This window comes from Streptomyces sp. NPDC006235 (genome assembly GCF_040613735.1).
GTDB lineage: Bacteria > Actinomycetota > Actinomycetes > Streptomycetales > Streptomycetaceae > Streptomyces.
Genome location: NZ_JBEXSR010000012.1, coordinates 94247 through 110741, shown reverse-complemented (window position 1 = coordinate 110741; position 16495 = coordinate 94247). Strand labels below are relative to the sequence as shown.

The following is a 16495-nucleotide window of genomic DNA, read 5'->3' as shown; positions in this document are numbered from 1 at the left end:
GGGACTGCCATAGTCTCCGTTAGCTGAAGTTAACGAACGTGGCCAGAGGGGCCGACGGGGAGGATGACCACCATGCGGATGCTGGTCACGGTCGTACGCGAAGGCGGTGAGCCGGAGGACGTCGTCATCACAGCAGATGACACCGCCACGGCAGGCGATGTCGCGGAGGTACTGGCGCAGGCCGTCGGACAAGGCGTCGCCCCGCATGGCGGTGGGAGGGGGAACGTCGTCGCCATGCCCGGCACCTCACTGGCTTCGCTGCCCGGCTACGGGACAGCGGTGACCGGAGCGCCGGCGCTGTGGGCCGATGGCGTGCTGTGCGACCCGGCGGCACCGGCGGCCGGCGTCCTGCGGGACGGCATGCGCGTCTCCGTAGAAGGCTCGATAGGCCCGCTACTGCGCAAGGGCGAGCCCGTCGGACAGTACGAGTTGCGGGTGACCGGCGGCCCCGGTTCCGGGCGGGTGGTCCGGATGGGTGTCGGCGCGGCCACGGCGGGATCGGCGCCCACCTGTTCGTTGCCGTTGCCGGATTCCTCACTGCCGCCGGTCGCCCTCCGGCTGACGATCGACCTCCAGGGCAACGTCGTGCTCACGCCGGAGGCCGGCGCCTACATCAGGCTGAACGACGACCCGGTGGCGGCCGGGACTCCTTGGCCGCTCGGCGGTGTCGTACGGGTCGGCGACTCGCTGCTCGTGCTCGACAAGGTGGCCGAGCCGGACGCGCACCTGTCTCCGATGAGCGAGGGCGGTCTCGCCTACAACCGCCCTCCTCGGCTGTCGCCGCTGCGGCCTCGGCGGCGGCTGGCCGTGCCGGTGCCCCCCACCAAGGGAGACCGCGCGCGTTTCCAGTTCATCATGGCCTTCATGCCCATGCTGTTCGGGCTGGCCATGTACTTCTTCACCAAGCAGATCTACATGCTGCTGTTCTGTCTGATGAGCCCGCTCATGATGCTGGGCCAGTGGATCAGTGAGAACCGCGAGGGCAAGAAGAAGCACAAGACGTCCCTCAAGCAGTACAAGAAGGACCTCGCGGCCTATGAGGCCGAACTCGTCAACCTCAGCAAGGAAGAACAGCGCGCCCGGCGCGAGGACAACCCCGACCCGGCCGAGGTCCTCCTCTACGCGACCGGCCCCCGCCGCCGTCTGTGGGAGCGCCGCCTCACCGACCCGGACGCGATGCAACTGCGCATCGGGGTCGGCGCTCTGCCTTCCGACGTGGAACTCGTCTTCGCACGCGGCGGCTCGTCGCACGACGAGGAGCCCCCTGAGCCCCCGCTCCTTCCGGATGTCCCGGTCACCCTGCCCTTTGCCCGGCTCGGCGTGGTCGGTATCGCGGGCGACCGCGCCCGCGCCCTCGCCACCGCGCGCTGGCTGAGCGTGCAGGCCGCCGTGCTGCACAGCCCCCGAGATCTGTCACTGGTGTCACTGGCTGCGACACCCGCCGCCGGCGCCGAGTGGCACTGGGCACACTGGCTGCCCCACACCAACCCCGACGAGGGACAGGACTGCGTCGCTCTGGTCGGCTTCGACTCGGAGGGCATCAGCCGCCGAGTCAACGAACTTCTCAACGAGCTGGCTCGACGCAAGGCGGCCCGCGAGCAGCACAACATGACAGGCCAGCTGTATCCGGACGCCAACGTGCTCCTGATACTCGACGGGGCACGGTTGCTGCGGCGCGTACCCGGCGTCCCCCAACTCCTGGCGGAGGGCCCGCAGTACGGGATCTTCGCCCTCTGCATCGACGAGGACGAGCGGCTGCTTCCCGAGGAGTGCAAGGCTGTCGTGGCGTGGTCGCCCGACGCGGCCCACCACGTCCGGGTGCGCGGCTACGGCCTGGAGGCCGTCGGTGACGTCCTCGCCGACCAGGTGCCTTACGAGTGGTGTGAACTCCTGGCCCGGTCTCTCGCCCCCATCCGGGATGTCAGTCGTGACGACGCGGATTCCGCTCTGCCCACCTCGGCCCGACTGCTGAACCTGCTGAACATGCCCAACCCGGCGGGCGTCGACGTGGAGCGCATCTGGCAGGCCGGTGGTTCGACGACATCCGCACCCATTGGTATCGCCGCCGACGGCGTATTCGTCCTGGACATCCGCCGCGACGGGCCGCATGCCCTGGTCGCCGGTACGACGGGTGCCGGTAAGTCCGAGCTCTTGCAGACGATCATCGCCTCGCTGGCGGTGGCGAATCGCCCCGACGCCCTGAACTACGTCCTCATCGACTACAAGGGCGGCAGTGCCTTCATGGACTGCGCCCGCCTGCCGCACACCGTCGGCATGGTCAGCGACCTCGACGCCCACTTGACCGAGCGGGCCCTCGCGTCGCTCGCCGCCGAGCTGCATCGCCGGGAGCGGATCCTCTTCGACGCCGCCGCCAAGGACATCGAGGACTACAACGACACCCGCAAGCTCCGCCCCGAACTGGAGCCGATGCCCCGGCTCGTCCTGGTCATCGACGAGTTCGCGTCCCTGGTCGCGGAATTGCCCGACTTCATCGCGGGACTGGTCGACATCGCACGCCGAGGCCGCTCTCTCGGCGTGCACCTGATCCTCGCGACGCAGCGTCCCGCGGGTGTGGTGAGCGCCGACATCCGGGCCAACACCAACCTCCGCATCGCCCTGCGGGTGACCGACGCCGCCGAGTCGATGGACGTCATCGACGCACCCGACTCGGGCGCGATTTCGAAGTCGACGCCAGGCCGTATGTACGTCCGTTCCGGAGCCCAGTCGCTCGTAGGCGTGCAGTCGGCCCGTATCGGTGGCCGTCGCCCGGCCACGGGGCAGACGGGGCCGAAGGCCACGCTCGTGCCCTTGCCCTGGAACGCCTACGCTCGCCCGCTGCCCAAGCGGGAAGAAGCCGAGGACGACGGCACGATGGTCACCGACCTGGCCGTCCTCGTGGACGCGGTGCGCGACGGTGCGGAGCGGATGGGCTTCGGCGAACAGCGCAGCCCGTGGCTTCCGCCACTGGCGGAGTCCGTCACGCTGGACGAACTGTCCACTTACGGTGGCGCACCGGCCACCACGCCCGCCGACGACGTGGCTCCCATCCCGTACGGCCTGATCGACCTGCCGGCGAAGCAGACTCGCATGCCGGTGTCCTTGGACCTGGTGCACGGTGAGCACACCCTGCTGCTCGGTGGCGCTCGTTCCGGCCGTTCGACCGCACTGCGCACGCTCGCCGGCTCGCTGGCCCGCAACACATCCCCGCACGATGTGCACGTCTATGCCATCGACTGCGGCTCCAACGCACTACTGCCCCTGGTGCGTGTGCCGCACGTCGGCGCCGTCGTGACCCGCGATGAGCCGGACCGGGTGCGCAGGCTGATCCAGCGCCTCCAGGTGGAGATCGCCCGCCGTCAGCAACTACTGGCGATGGAGGGCGCCTCGAGCGCGGCGGAGCAGCGCGCGGGAGCCTCCCCGGAGGAGCGCCTTCCCTGGATGGTTCTGCTCCTGGACAGTTGGGAAGGTTTCGCGTCGACCTTCGAGAACTACAACTACGGCCAGTTGCTGGAAGCGGCCCAGAGGCTCTTCCGTGAGGGATCCGCAGCGGGACTGAAGGTCGTCATGACGGCCGACCGCAGTGGTCTGAGCGGTCACGTCTCCTCGGCCTTCGCCGACCGACTCGTCATGCGCTTCGCCGACCCGAACGACTATTCAACGGCCGGTCTCCAGGCCCGCGAGGTCCCGAAGAACATGCCGCCCGGGCGCGCCCTTCGTATCACGGACACGGGCGTAAACGAGACACAGATCGGTTTGCTGGCGCCGGACCCGGCCGGCCAGGCCCAGGTCCGCGCGCTCCGCGAGATCGCGGAGGAGGCGCGAACGCGCTACGGCCGCGTCCCGGCGGGCCGCCGCCCCCTGCGCGTGGACGCTCTGCCGACGCGCATCACAGCGTCGGAGGCGATGGCCCTGGACCCGGACTTCGTGCCGCCGTCGCCGCTGTGGGCCTTGGTCGCCGTGGGAGGCGACGAACTCCACCCCATCGGCATCGACTTGGAGGAGAACGGACCCGGATTTGTCATTGCCGGCCCACCGAAGTCCGGCCGTTCGACGGCACTGCTGTGCGCCGCCGAGTCTCTTCTACGAGCAGGCACCCGCCTGGTGGTCGTGACACCTCGCCGGTCCCCGCTGCGGGAGCTCGAGGGCCGAGAAGGGGTACTCGGCGTGCTCAACGCGGAGAGCTCGGGTGACGACCTGGAAGAGCTCCAGGACCAACTCGACGGGCGTCCGTACGTCGTCGTGGTCGACGACGCCGAACTCCTCTATGACGCGCCGCTGGACGAGCCTCTGGAAGGTGTCATCCGCAAGGGAGCCGATGGCGGCGTGGGCCTGCTCGCCGCCGGCACGACGGACTCACTGTCCAGCCAGTACCGAGGCTTCGCAGTCGAGGCCCGCAAGTCCCGCAACGGCATGCTGCTGACACCGCAAAGCACGTCGGACGGCGAACTGTTCGGCATCCGGCTGCCTGCGAACAGTGGGGGCGGGGCAGCCGGCAGTGGGTTGTTCGTGGCTGGGGGGGCGTTCGTGCCGGTTCAGGCTGTGATGAACGGGTAAATCGTGAGGGGCTCCCGCTCACTGAGCGGGAGCCCCCCCTCGGCGCTGCTTGGGTGTCACTGAGACTAGGACTCCGTGTTGCGAACGCTCTTGTCACTTGGTTTCTCGCCACGTGCGAAGAATCCAGAGACGACGCCAGATCACTGCCGTGGTGAGGCCGAGGCAAATGACCGCCAGAGCCGAAGCGCCGTAGCCTGGCAGGTTTGCCGGCGGGTCCTCTACCCAACCCTGAGTGAGGATCCGGGAGGGGACCTCGGGATCGTACGTGACGATCATGGAAGCGTCAGTTTGCGTTTCGGGAAGCATCCCGGCGTACTCCGAGAGCTTGACCTCGGTGCCTGCCTCGGGGCCGCTCACGAGACGGACCTTGACGTACTTCGGCTTCGAGTCGACACCAACGACAGTGGAAGCGGCACTCACCCCGCGGGAACGCAGGTCCTGAACCAAGGAATGTGACGGGAGGAAGAAGGCAAGAGCCATCCCGGCACACAACAGAAACAGGCCGGACCCGGCAAGAATCACGCGGAGTTGCGGGAGCGGTGGCCGCGGTTTCCATCCAGCCGCTCCGGCGGCCGCTTTGCGTGCCGCTTCCACATGAGGTGGAAGCTGATACCGGCCCGTGTGGCGGTTGCTGCTCACCTTGGCCATAGTCATCGCAGGGACGCGGACGCCGTAGCTTTGTTCTTCTGCTCAAATGCCGCCGGGGGCACCCCGTACGAGGATCGATGACCTCGAAGGAATGCCCCGGCAGGCTGTGGCATCGGCGCGGCCGCGTCGGCTCAGGTGGCGCGCTCGATGTTGTCGGCGCTGGTGTTGGCCGACTTGCTTGCTTCGTTCAGCGTGTCGACCCACTTGTCGAACGTCGGCTTGATGTCGTGCCAGTCGTTCCGGAAGCGGTCGGCCTTGGGACCCTTCCAATAACCCGAGCTGTGGCTGGTGGCAGACTCCAGCGCCTTGATGAGGCCCTGGAGGTCGGTGGCCTTCTTGCCGAAGAGCTTGGACAGCTCCCGAAGCTGAGTGAGATCTGCACCGCGATCCATGGCGTTCCTCCCCGTGTCACATACGTCAACGGACTATCCGTTTGCAACAAGGGACGCTACCGCACCACACGTAGTTGCAGTCCAGCGCCTTGGGACATGGGAGTCTCGTGTGAACAAGTGGTGTTGGCCTGGGTCGGGAGCCCGACGAAGGTCTACACGGAGCCCCAGTATGCTGAGGCTCCAGGGACAGCGGGGGAGGCTGCTATGGCAAATCCTGACATTCAGGAACTCAACCAGCGGGCCGGCCAGCTGAGGTCGCTGGCCGACCACATTGACTCACTTGTCGATGCCGCCAAGAAACACAGCACCATCGGGATGAAGACCTGGTCGGGCCCCAACGCGGACGACGTGCGCGGGCGGCTCAAGGGCTGGCAGACGACGTGCGGCACGGTCGCCAAGGCGCTGCGCGACGAAGCGCACAAGTGCGCGCAGGACGCCAAGGATCTGAAGGACGAGAAGAAGTAGCGGGCGCTGCCCCCGCTACGGCGAGAGGAACCTGTACCAGTGCCCTCGTACGACAGCTCCCGGGCCCGTTTCCGGCTGGCCGACCGCCACATCGCTGTGTTCGCACACCTCCTGGACGGTGAGACGCCGCCTGAGGAGCTGTGGGAGTCGCTGGTCGAGCTCCAGCGCATCGGCCTGGTCGGCGAGGAGGGAGAACTGGCTCCGGTTCTCCGCGAGCCGCTCGGCGCCCTGGCCGACCCGATGGTCATGATCCATGTGGAGATCACGGGCGAGCACGGCGTGGTCAACCACGGTGTGGTCGTGGGCCAGGAGGCCGTGATCTCACACGACGGCTGGCCGGGCGAGGAAGAGTCCGAGTACGTCTCCATCGAGCCGAACACCCTCGTGTGGGAACTGGCCCGCAAGGTCAACCTGCATCGCGGCGAAAAGCCGGTGGAAGGCGCTCCCGAGGTGCGAGTCGAGACGACCATGGGCGCTTTGGACGCCGCGTTCGTCACTCTTGATGAGCCTGGCGCCGACGAGGACACGACCCGCGACCTCGTTCGCAAGGCACTCATCGAGGCGGACCCCAAGCTAAAGGACCCGGTCCTGGGCCAATTCCTCGACTTGGTCGTCTCCTTGAACGCCACTTGGCGCATCACCACCGCCTGGGACGGCGAACACGAGGGCCAGCGCTCCACCATGGTCCGCGCGCTGTCCGTCTGGGACTGCGGCCCTCTCGGCTACTGGATCCGCGAGCAGCCCGAAGAACCCATCATGCCGGGCCAGGTTGGCCCGGACAGCGCGCTTGTTCTGGTGAAGTCCGACTCCGCCGAGGTGTGGGAGAAACTGACGGATCTGTTGCCGGACAAGGAAGAACTGCTGATTGCGGCCGAGTGATACCGGAGTCTCGGGCAGGACCGAGGCGCATCCGCGTGCGAGCCGACAGGAACTGCGGCGTCGGCTCGGCACGCTGGGGGTCCTCGTCTTTCTGCCCCTGGCGCTGACCGGCTGTGCGTGGCTGGCTCAGCACCAAGGTCCACTGATGTTGACGGGTGCGATCCTGGCAATGCTCTCGCTGGTAGTTGCCTGGGCCATGTGTGGTGCCGGACCGGGTGCGTGCGTAGCAGTCTTCGGGTTTGCCTTCATGCTCTTTGTGGGGCCGGCCATGGGTGACTACCTCCTCAACGACCGTGGCGTGCGACACGGCGCAGTGATCGGCGACGTCAGCAGGTACTGGAAGAAACACGGGGACGGCCGGGCCTGCACGGTCGTGACAACTGATACCGGCAGGCCCGACGCCTACGAAGTGGACGACCCCGACGGCTGTGACGACGACCTAAGGGAAGGGCAGAACGTAACTCTGGTGGTCGATCCGGAAGGCTGGCTGAAGCCACGGCTGAGCAGTCACGTCAATGGCGTTGCGCCATACCTGGTCTGGACGTCCGCAGGGCTGCTCACCGCGACAGAGAGTCTTGTACTGTACGGGCGGCTTCGGCGGCGGGGGCTGCGGGTTTAGCCCTCAGTCCCTGAGCGGGACGTCAAAACCAGTTCATCGGGTTCGCCTTGGACTTGGCGATGCTCTTCCCCAGGTCTTTCGCCTTGTCACCGACCCAGTCGGCCGCCTTGCCCGCGCCCTCCTTGATGTCGTCCCAGTGCTGGACGACCTTCGCGCCGCCGTAGATGAGGCCCGTCCCCACTGCGAGACCGATGGTGACCGGATTGGGGGCGACCATGGCCGCCGTGAGGGAGGCGTTGAAGCCGACCTCGGCGACATCGGCGACGTACGCGGCGCCCTTCTTTTTGAAGGCGTCGACGGGGTTGCCTTGAGAAATCACGTTTGCGGCACTGAAGCCGGTCGACATGACACCGCCCACGATGCCGGCGCCGCGCAGGAACCCGGCAGTCTTCGCGGCGGCCCCGAGGCCAGTGCGCAGGGCCCCTGCGCCTCGTGCGGCATTTGTAGCCTCCGCCACGGAGTTGGCGAACCGCTGGCTGTTCGCGGCCTTGGTGAACACTTTGATCAGGCTCGCGTTGCCAGCGCGGGCGACAGCCTGACCGGAGTGTGTGAAACCGCCGTACATCTTGGCCGCCTGGTCGGAACCGACCAGAAAGTCGATGACGCCGTTGGCGCGGAGCGTGTTCATCAAGGGCGTGGCGCGCACCCAGTTGTAGCCCTGGCCAATCAGATCTCCGCGAATGCCGCTGGTGAGAGGGATGCGGGAGAGGCTCTGATAAGTGGTGCTCCTGCCGAAGAGCGAACCGAGCTGACCGGGAAGCCAACTGCCCGGCGCGCTCAGCGAACGGAGCTTCGGGGTCCACTTGATCAGGCCGTTGCCCGCGGACCGTATAAGTCCGCTCTCGGAGCCTCGCAGGACCACGCCCAGTCGCGTCTTCCAGCTCCGAAGGGCGCCCGCCTTCAGCGAGTTACCGAGCAGCACCTTGGTCAGAGACGTGCCCTGAAGGGTGACGACGGCCGTGGCGGCGGTCACCGAGCCCCAGTCGCCGTACAGGCCGATCATGGAGGCGATGGTCTCTTCGTGCGGCTGCAGCCCGGGGATCTGGGCTATGGCGTGAGCCTCCAGCCGCTGGATCCAGTCCGCCAGCGACTCGTCGGGCTGTCGCTTGAACCTGTAGGCGTTCGGATCATCGCTGGCCGCGACGGAGTTGGCGAGGAGGAGAGCGTCGGGGCCGAGACCCTTGCTCCTGTACTTCTCGATCTCCTTGGGGCTGAACCCAGCCCACATGAGTCCGGCTTGGGGGTCACCGCTTTCCAACCGGGCGAAGACGGCCCGCTTGCGCAAATCCGGTGCCGTGTCCTTGGCCCAGCCGCGCAGGGGCTTCAGTGAAGTCAACTTGCTCGTGACACCCAGCCTGGAGGCTCTGGTGAATGCTTCATCCAGTCTGTCCTGCACCCCGCCGCGCCCGTCGAGCAGCTTCGCGAGCTGGTCCAGGTCGTCCGGATTGACCGTTCTCATGCCCACGTTTCATATCCCCAGAGCGTGTGTGCCGGAACCACACCGGTCAAGGCTGTGGAGTCGCTGCTCCAGGGTAGGAACGAGGTTTCCCGCAAGATCGTTCGATCACCATCTCTTTACTGTATGCAAACGCACTCTTAAGAGAAGCCCTGACTCGGCACGCTCTTCGGCTGTGCTCAGCCGGTACGCAGGAGCGCATATGCGAAGACGAGGCGCCGGTCCAGCCACGCCGCGCGGACCAGGAACCTGCGGTCGCCCTCGGAGGTCAGGACGAGTTCGTCGTCGGCCTTCCACTCGAGGACTCGCGACTTGGCCGGCTGGTCACCGCCCTCCGCCCCCATGTCGGCGACGGCTTGGACGACGCCCAGCAGCATCTTGCCCGCGCCTCGCTGGACCATCTCCTTGGGGCCGCCCTTCGCCCACTCCGCGCTGGTCACGATCTCGGGGTGCCCTGGCTGGGCGATGCGCCAGGTCGGCTTCAAGGCGTGCTTCAGCGGAGCGATGCGCTGAATCGTCCCGATGACCTGCCCCTGCGCGTCACGCACCGCGTAGTGGCGCCGGCCCTCGATGTCCTGTGGCTCGTCGAGGGAGCAGAGCAGCCTGCCGCCTTCCACGTCCTCGTACAGCCGCCGATCCGCCGCAGTCGACGACTGCGGCGGAAAGAAGGCACAGGGCGCGTTGACGCGTTGGCCACCGGAGCCCTGCGGAACCCTGAAGGCGCGGACGCCGAGCACGGCTCGCTTGCGCTGCCCCGTGGCGGGCCGTTCCTCGTCGGTGATGGCGAACTCCCAGGCGTCCGTCCAGGGGACGACGTGAATGGGAGGTTCGTCGACGTGCCTGCTCTTGCCGAACACGGTGCCTCTCCGGGTGACTTTGAGGATGGGTTCCGACCATAACCCCGGCTGGTGAGGTCAGGTCCCGGACGGCCGGGCATCCGGAGGCCGAGGTCGAGCTGCACACTCCAGTGCGCTACGCGCTTGTCCGCTTCATCCATATGACGTCGTCGGACAACTCGGACGCCTGGGACAAGACGCCCGCGAGCTCAATCGCGTCACCTGTCCGTAGGTCCTCGCAACCGGCCACCCTGATTCCCGAATAACTCGCGCCGATTCCGCCGGTCCCCCTCTGATTTGAGCGTTCGCTACTCCGCCGTGTCCGAGAATCTTTGCATCAGGGCGAATGGGGACGACATCACGGCGCCGCCCAGGGTGAGGACATCGGTGTCCACCTCCTCCAGCACGATGGCGATCGCCAGGTCCACGGCGTCGACCGGGCCGGTGGCTGTGCCCGCCCGGACGGTCCCGGTCGACGGGATGTACTGACCGGGCTCGATGGTGACCCGGACACCCTCTCTCTCCAGAACATTCGCCGCGCCCAGGCCCTCCACGGAGTAGACGTACTCCCGGCCCTCGTATGCGATGCGCAACGCCCGGTCTTCCTTTCGCAGGGCCCGCGCGTTGAACCGCAGCTCCGCGTTCCTGCCGTCAAGGGTCAGCTCGGCCTTGAACAGCGAAGGCTGTCCCGACCTGCGCTTCCCGCGGAAGGTCGTCTCCGGGAAGGCGGGACCGCTCAGCCGAGCGGTGTCCATTCCCTTTTCGAGCGGCCGATAGAGCGGGCAGCGCTCCACTGTGAAGGATCCGAAGTGCCCCACCTCTCCCTTGATTCCGGCCTTGGGCAGCTCTTTCTTGGAGCTGACTCTGTACGGCGTCAGCTCGAACTTCAGGGACTCAGTACTCGTTTCCATGGCGACACCTGCTCATTTCATGCGGACGTTTTTCCTGGAGCTCTGAATCTCGCTGCCCTGCGGCCCCCGTGTTGCTAGTCGAACGGGTTGAGTGCACTGCCCAGCTTCTTGGCGCCGCCGGCGATGTCGTTCCCGATGTCGCTCGCCTTGTCGCCCACCCAGTCAGCTGCCTTGCCGGCACCTTCCGTGATGTCGTCCCAGTGCTCGACGACCTTCAGTCCTCCGTAGACGATGCCGGTCCCTACGGCGAGACCGACCGTGACCGGATTGGGTGCGACCATCGCCGCGGTCAAGGAGGCGTTGAACCCGGCCTCCGCGTAATTGGCCAGGTAGCCGGCCTTGCTCTTCTTCCACTCCTTCGCGTGGTCCATGGTGGCGATGTTGGCCACGGAGAATACCGTCGCGCCCGCCGAACCGACGATGCCCGCCCCTCGCCACAGCCCCGCGGTCTTCGCTGCCGCGCGGAACCCGCCGGCCTTCCCGACTTTCCACAGGCTGGCCTGCCCTGCGCGGGTGACTTGCTGCCCGGAGTGGGTCAGCCCGCCGTACATGCGCGCCATGTCGTCCGACCCGGCGAAGAAGTTGATGGCCTGGTTGGGAGTGAATCCCAGCAGTTTGGAATTCATGAAGCCGCGTGCTCGCAGCTTGTCCCACCCGTCGCCCCAACGGTCGCTCAGCCAACCAGAACTGAAGGGCACGTTGGCAACTCTTTGGTACGTCTGGCTCCGAGAGGCCATGTTGCCAAGCTGTCCGGGAAGCCAGCTCCCGGGGGCGGACAAGGAGCGTATCGGTGGGTTGTAGTTTCCCAGCTTCCCGCCCGCCCAACGCAGGATGCGGTTGTTGCCGGGCGCGGACCACCGTTCCGACAGGGCATCCTTCATCGGCCCCAGCCTGCCGGTCTTCACCGCATTACCCAACAGCACCTTGGTCCCCGAGAAGCCGCTCGCCGCGACAACCTGCGTTGCGGCCGCAACGTTGAACACGTCCGCTCCGAACTTGATCATCTCGGTGAGGGTCTCTTCATGCGGCTCCAGACCAGGGACCTTCGAGAGTGCATGCGCCTCCAGCCGTGCGACCCAGTCGCCGAGCTTCTCACCCGGCTGCCGTGACAATTCCTTCGCATTCGGGTCGTCACTCGCTGCCACCGAATTGGCTAGCAGCAGCGTCTCCGGCTTGATCCCTTCGCCTTTGTATTGCTCCAGGTCCTTTGGCGTGAACCCAGCCCACAACAGTCCGGCGATCGGGTCGCCGTTCTCCAGGCGCAGGATGACGGCGCGCTTACGCAGATCCCGGGCCTCGCTCTGAGTCCACGATCTCATCGGTTTCAGGGGCGACAGATGCCCGCTCACCCCTAGCCGGGCGGCGCGGGTGAAGGCCTCGTCAAGGCGGTCCTCCAAGCCACCCCGCCCGTCCAGGAGTTTCGCCAACTGCTCCAGGTCTTCGGGATTCGCCGCCCGAAACGACATTCCTGCCCCCGTCCCTCAACAGCCCATGGTCTTTGCCGCTGCGGCTCAGAATAGGCTGTCAGGGCGGGGCGCGGCTGCTGGATGAGCATCGAGCCGGGCCGAACGCAGACGGTGTAATCCCGCCCCTACGCGCTCGTCCGCGTCAGCCGTACGGCCTGCTCCGTGAGCTGCGACACCTTGAACAGCACCCCCGCGAACTCCACCGAGTCGCCGACGCGAACGTTCTTGTAGACGGCGACCGGAATCGCGGCGCAGTTCGCGCCTAGGCCGGCCGTGCCCGCCGTGGTGTCGATGTACGACACGGTGAGGGACAGACCGATGGGGAACTGCTGTACGCCGCTGTTGCCGAGCAGGGAGAGCGTCTGGCCCTTGGCCGGGAAACCCTTCGCGGCAGCGGCCAGGACACTGCGGTTCGTGGTGAAGCATAGGCCGTTGTCCGCGGAGCCCCCCGCTGATTGAAGGGACTTGGGCGCGGCGGCGAGCGCGGCCTTGTCCTTGGCATCCTTCGGTTTCAGGACGACACGGTAGGAGCAGATCTGCCGCACGCTGTAGGCGTGGCCGGAGAGGGTGACCTGCCCCCCGGGTTTGACGGTCCACTGCTGCTGGCCCGACTCGTAGCGAGCCCCGTCGCGCAGTGTCGCCGTACGCGTCGTGCCGTCGGCGTCCGCGGTGGCGTACTGCACACCTCCGCCGCCGGGCAGCCGGAAGCCGCCTCCGCGCAGTACGTGCACACCGTCCGCCGGCGCATCGCCGAGGCACACCGGGCCCTTGTCCTTCGCCGCCGCCAGCGAGGTCGCGGGCGAGGCCGTCGGATCGCCGCCGCCTCCGCCGGACGACGATCCGCAACCGGTCAGCGCCAGCAGGGTCAGGGCGGCGCCTGCGATGCCGTACTTACTCGCCGGCCTGAGCACCGGTCTCCTCCTTGTCGCCGTCGGTCACGCGCTCCAGCACGATGCGGGTGCGGTAGTCGACCTCTGCCACCCGCCACACGCCACCGGTGATCTCCACCACGTCACCCGGGGTCAGTTCGTCGTACTCCGCGACCGGTCGGCCCTCGCAGCCGATCTGGATCCGGCCGTGCACCGCCGGCTGGGCGAAGATCGTGGCAACGATGCGGTGGGTGCGGCCCTCGTGCTCGATCGTGTACGGGACGTGGTAGCGGAGGACCCAACGACCGTCGAATTCGAAGGGATACTTCACCTGCGGACGTTCGGACACTCCACTCATCACCTACCGGACATCGAGTGACACATCGAGGGAAAGCTCAGGGGACATCGAACGCCTCTGGTCCCTGGAAGTACTTGTTGAACTGCTCCTGCGTCACGGTAATCGACGGATAGTTGGACACGCCCCAGGGGTTCCCGAGGATGACCTTGCCATCGTCGGTGAAGCCGCGGACGTAGTACGCGTGATTGCTGTGGTAGGTGTTGCCCCATTCCTGCGGGTGGTTCTTGTCCAGGCTCTCGTCGTCCGGGGTGGAGACGGTGACGACCTTCCCGGCGTCGAATGCCTTCTTCAGCGACTCGATGTTCTTGTCGTCGTGCTCGCCGATGCCCAGGAAGCCGCCCGTTTTCAGGTCCTGGCCCTCCTGGCCGGTCAGGTACGGAGCGGACTTCTTCGGGTCGTCCCCCTCGATCCCGCCGTAGCCGCGCTCGCCGTCGCCGTCGTCCGAGTAGACCATCGCGAAGGCCTTCTCGTAGTACGCCGGCCAGGTCTCGCCGTTGCCGTACGTGGTGATGGGGTTGCCGTTCTGGTCACTGGGCAGGTCCGCGGTCATGGTGACCCACTGGTGGTTGCCCTCCTTGTCCCAGACGCGGACGCTGACCGTGCCGTTCGGGTTCTGCTTGATGCCTTCCTGGATGAACGCGGGGTTCTTCTGGGCGAGGCCGGCCAGCGAGGCCACGTACCAGCAGTCGCCGAACTGGTTCTGGTTGACGTCGTCGGCCGAGACGCCGTCGTTGAACAGCGGGTCGCTCGGCAGCGCCCAGTGGATGCCGTTGTTGGTCTGGCCGTTCTGGCTGTTGCCGCCGCTCTCGTACGCATCCGTGTTGGTGAACGTCGGTTGCACTCCGGGGAAGGCAGCCGTGAACTTGCCCACGTTCTCCGGGCTGACCTTGGACAGCATCAGGCTGAGCGTGTTCCGGCGCTTGTCCTCGGGCAGGCCGTTCTCGTCGAACGGGTTCCAGCCGGAGTCGTCGGTGTTGGTGATCAGCTGGTTGTAGAAGGCCAGGTCCTTGGGGGACGCCTTTGCCGTGAGCGCGTCCAGCTCGGCGGACGTCAGCCCGTCCAGCTCGCCGGAGATCTTCTCCAGGTCGTCGCGGTTGCCGTCGGTGCCGAAGTCCTTGCCCTGGAGCTCCTGCAGATGACGCAGGGCGTCGTCGATCTTCTTCGCGTCGGGTGACTTCTCGTCGAGGAAGACGCTGTTGTCGCTGACGGGATATCCCTGCTTCGCCAGCTCCGCCAGCCCCTCCAACTGCCTGATACGGCGCTTCATCGACGTCTGCATGTCGCCGAGCTCTCCGCCGAGGGAGCCGGGCAGATGCCGACGCCCGAAGAACGACGGCATCGGGACCACGTCACCGACCAGACCCTGGAGGTCGGGATCACGCGACGCGCTCTGTCCCGGCGGGAGGTTCTGCTGGGCCGAGGTCAGGACGGCGCCCAGCTGGCTGTGCAGCTTCCCGGAGTTCTGGGCGAGAGAGTCGAGATCGTTGGCGAGCGCCGTCAGCTGCGCCGCGTCGAATCCCCTGAAGGCCATCAGTTACCGCCCGTTCCGGCCTTGGCCTTGTCCTTGGCCTGCCGGTCCAGTTCGTCCGCCTGGTTCTCCCACCGGGTGGCGTCCGCCAGCAGCGCCGTACCCATGCTGTTGAGCGTGCGCTGCCGTTGCTGGAGCTGGGCGGTGCACTCGTCGGCGAACGGGCCCTGCCAGATTGCGCCCTCGTCACCGCCGGTACGGAAGGCGGAGGTGCGCGGGGTGGCCTTCTTCACCGCGTTGTCGAGATACGGACCGAGCCGACGAGCCAGGGCCCGAGCCTCCCGCGCACACTCCCGCAGCCGCTCCGCCCGCTTCTTCAACTCGGCGGCCTCGTCGCCGGGCGTGGGCCCCACGTTTGCTTCCTCCCCGTTGGCTGGCACCGCCTGCCGTTTCTGGTGACCCGGTCTACGGCATGGCTGGGGAAGCATACGAGGGGCGTGTTCGTGGCGTGGGTGGCGGCCGAAATCTCCCCGACCATCACGCAGGCACCACAATTCCCACGTGCCCAATTCGCATGGATCCCGCATCCCTTACGCCGCCCCGGCTCCGCGCGGGCTAACCAGTGTCCGTGCAGGGCGGCTTCGGGGTGGTGCGCGAGCTGAAGTAACTCACCCGCCGGGACAATCAAGCCATCCGCGCTCACCAGCCCCAGGTCTTGGAGATCGTCGGCGTCGGACCGGACAGTGCGGCCGCCCTGCGCCTTTCTACGTCGCCCGCGAGGGTGTAGGAAACGATGAACGTCTGGGCGTCGGCCCACACGCCTGGCTCCACGGGAGGTTCCTCCGAGCTCTGCCTCCGCATGTCGCATTCGTCTCCGTGGCCGCACTGCGCACCCGATGAGCCGACTCTCTCGTGTGCCCGCACGGGCTGGCCCGCGGCCTCGGTGGGCCGGTCGCACGGATACACCCGCTGTGCAGGAGGTACCTGATGACGATCTATGGTTGATGCCCAGCATCAGGGACACATCATCAGGAGATGCGATGCGGAAGTACCGAGTCGCTCGTGGCGCCCTTGCGGTGGCCGGCGCTGTCACCCTTGTCCTCGCGACGACGGGCAGTGCCAGTGCGGCCGACACCACGCTGCCACTGAAGCGCAGCGGGCACACCATCGGCACTATGACCCACCTTGATCCCGACCCCGACACCTTTCGCGTGTGCGACACGCGGGCCGACGGGCACGGTGTGACCGGGAAGCTCTACATGTACATGGCCGGGTGGCAGTTGAAGGAGACGAAGGGGGACGGTGGCGACGCCGGTTGCGGTTCCTTCGACTACAACGTCGTTCCATACGCTGCCAAGTACCTGATGAAGCTGTGCTGGAACGGCCCCGGCGGGGCCTGTGTCCAGAAGGAGTTCACCGAGGACTGAGCCGGCCCAAGGTGACAGGCAGCGTCGATGATCTTTGCATTGCCGTCCCGTGTCGGGGTGGCCTGGAGGTTCTGGGCTCACGGCGGAGCGGTAGACGCCAGGCTCGTGAGCGGATTCGTTCGAGCTCCAGCGTGGTGAGACCTCGGC

16 protein-coding genes are annotated in these 16495 nt (G+C 66.9%); 5 read left to right on the top strand and 11 right to left on the bottom strand.

Going from position 1 to position 16495, the window contains the following annotated elements; translation table 11 throughout:
• Nucleotides 1-72 precede the first annotated feature (72 nt).
• On the top strand, nt 73-4554 hold the full coding sequence (locus ABZ192_RS17030; protein ID WP_356925339.1) for an FtsK/SpoIIIE domain-containing protein: 4482 nt from the start codon (nt 73-75) through the stop codon (nt 4552-4554).
• 93 nt (nt 4555-4647) lie between these two features.
• On the opposite strand, the gene ABZ192_RS17025 is transcribed toward ABZ192_RS17030, so the two are convergent.
• Nucleotides 4648-5193, bottom strand: coding sequence for a hypothetical protein (locus tag ABZ192_RS17025; RefSeq protein WP_356925278.1), 546 nt, complete (start codon nt 5191-5193; stop codon nt 4648-4650).
• Nucleotides 5194-5333: 140 nt separating this feature from the next.
• On the bottom strand, nt 5334-5594 hold the full coding sequence (locus tag ABZ192_RS17020; protein WP_031141039.1) for a WXG100 family type VII secretion target: 261 nt from the start codon (nt 5592-5594) through the stop codon (nt 5334-5336).
• Between the two features lie 204 nt (nt 5595-5798).
• Here ABZ192_RS17020 and ABZ192_RS17015 point away from each other — a divergent pair, with 204 nt between their 5' ends.
• The 3 genes from ABZ192_RS17015 to ABZ192_RS17005 all read left to right on the top strand — a co-directional run bounded on the left by ABZ192_RS17015 (nt 5799) and on the right by ABZ192_RS17005 (nt 7557).
• On the top strand, nt 5799-6059 hold the full coding sequence (locus tag ABZ192_RS17015; protein WP_356925277.1) for a hypothetical protein: 261 nt from the start codon (nt 5799-5801) through the stop codon (nt 6057-6059).
• 39 nt (nt 6060-6098) lie between these two features.
• The gene (locus ABZ192_RS17010; protein WP_356925276.1) at nt 6099-6938 is read left to right on the top strand and encodes a hypothetical protein; all 840 of its coding nucleotides are present in this window, start codon (nt 6099-6101) and stop codon (nt 6936-6938) included.
• 169 nt (nt 6939-7107) lie between these two features.
• The gene (locus tag ABZ192_RS17005; protein WP_356925275.1) at nt 7108-7557 is read left to right on the top strand and encodes a hypothetical protein; all 450 of its coding nucleotides are present in this window, start codon (nt 7108-7110) and stop codon (nt 7555-7557) included.
• A gap of 22 nt (nt 7558-7579) precedes the next feature.
• On the opposite strand, the gene ABZ192_RS17000 is transcribed toward ABZ192_RS17005, so the two are convergent.
• The 9 genes from ABZ192_RS17000 to ABZ192_RS16960 all read right to left on the bottom strand — a co-directional run bounded on the left by ABZ192_RS17000 (nt 7580) and on the right by ABZ192_RS16960 (nt 15752).
• Nucleotides 7580-9016: a PE-PGRS family protein gene (locus ABZ192_RS17000; RefSeq protein WP_356925274.1), complete on the bottom strand. Its 1437-nt coding sequence runs from the start codon at nt 9014-9016 to the stop codon at nt 7580-7582.
• Between the two features lie 176 nt (nt 9017-9192).
• Entirely contained in the window at nt 9193-9870 is a 678-nt protein-coding gene (locus ABZ192_RS16995) for a hypothetical protein (protein WP_356925273.1), read from the bottom strand.
• A gap of 287 nt (nt 9871-10157) precedes the next feature.
• Complete coding sequence (locus ABZ192_RS16990) at nt 10158-10760, bottom strand: hypothetical protein (RefSeq protein ID WP_356925271.1); 603 nt, start codon at nt 10758-10760, stop codon at nt 10158-10160.
• A 74-nt stretch (nt 10761-10834) separates the two neighbouring features.
• Nucleotides 10835-12226, bottom strand: coding sequence for a PE-PGRS family protein (locus ABZ192_RS16985; protein ID WP_356925270.1), 1392 nt, complete (start codon nt 12224-12226; stop codon nt 10835-10837).
• Nucleotides 12227-12351: 125 nt separating this feature from the next.
• Nucleotides 12352-13137, bottom strand: a complete 786-nt coding sequence (locus ABZ192_RS16980; RefSeq protein WP_356925269.1) for a hypothetical protein — start codon at nt 13135-13137, stop codon at nt 12352-12354.
• Nucleotides 13118-13426: a hypothetical protein gene (locus ABZ192_RS16975; RefSeq protein ID WP_356925268.1), complete on the bottom strand. Its 309-nt coding sequence runs from the start codon at nt 13424-13426 to the stop codon at nt 13118-13120. The genes ABZ192_RS16980 and ABZ192_RS16975 overlap by 20 nt, the downstream gene beginning before the upstream one ends.
• A gap of 64 nt (nt 13427-13490) precedes the next feature.
• On the bottom strand, nt 13491-14984 hold the full coding sequence (locus tag ABZ192_RS16970; RefSeq protein WP_356925267.1) for a C2 family cysteine protease: 1494 nt from the start codon (nt 14982-14984) through the stop codon (nt 13491-13493).
• Complete coding sequence (locus tag ABZ192_RS16965; protein WP_356925266.1) at nt 14984-15334, bottom strand: hypothetical protein; 351 nt, start codon at nt 15332-15334, stop codon at nt 14984-14986. Before ABZ192_RS16965 ends, ABZ192_RS16970 begins: the two co-directional genes overlap by 1 nt.
• A 286-nt stretch (nt 15335-15620) precedes the next feature.
• Nucleotides 15621-15752 carry a hypothetical protein gene (locus ABZ192_RS16960; RefSeq protein ID WP_356925265.1) on the bottom strand — a complete coding sequence of 44 codons (132 nt, stop codon included), beginning with the start codon at nt 15750-15752 and terminating at the stop codon, nt 15621-15623.
• A gap of 209 nt (nt 15753-15961) precedes the next feature.
• Between ABZ192_RS16960 and ABZ192_RS16955 the strand changes: the two genes are divergently transcribed.
• Nucleotides 15962-16348 carry a hypothetical protein gene (locus ABZ192_RS16955; RefSeq protein WP_356925264.1) on the top strand — a complete coding sequence of 129 codons (387 nt, stop codon included), beginning with the start codon at nt 15962-15964 and terminating at the stop codon, nt 16346-16348.
• Nucleotides 16349-16495 lie beyond the last annotated feature (147 nt).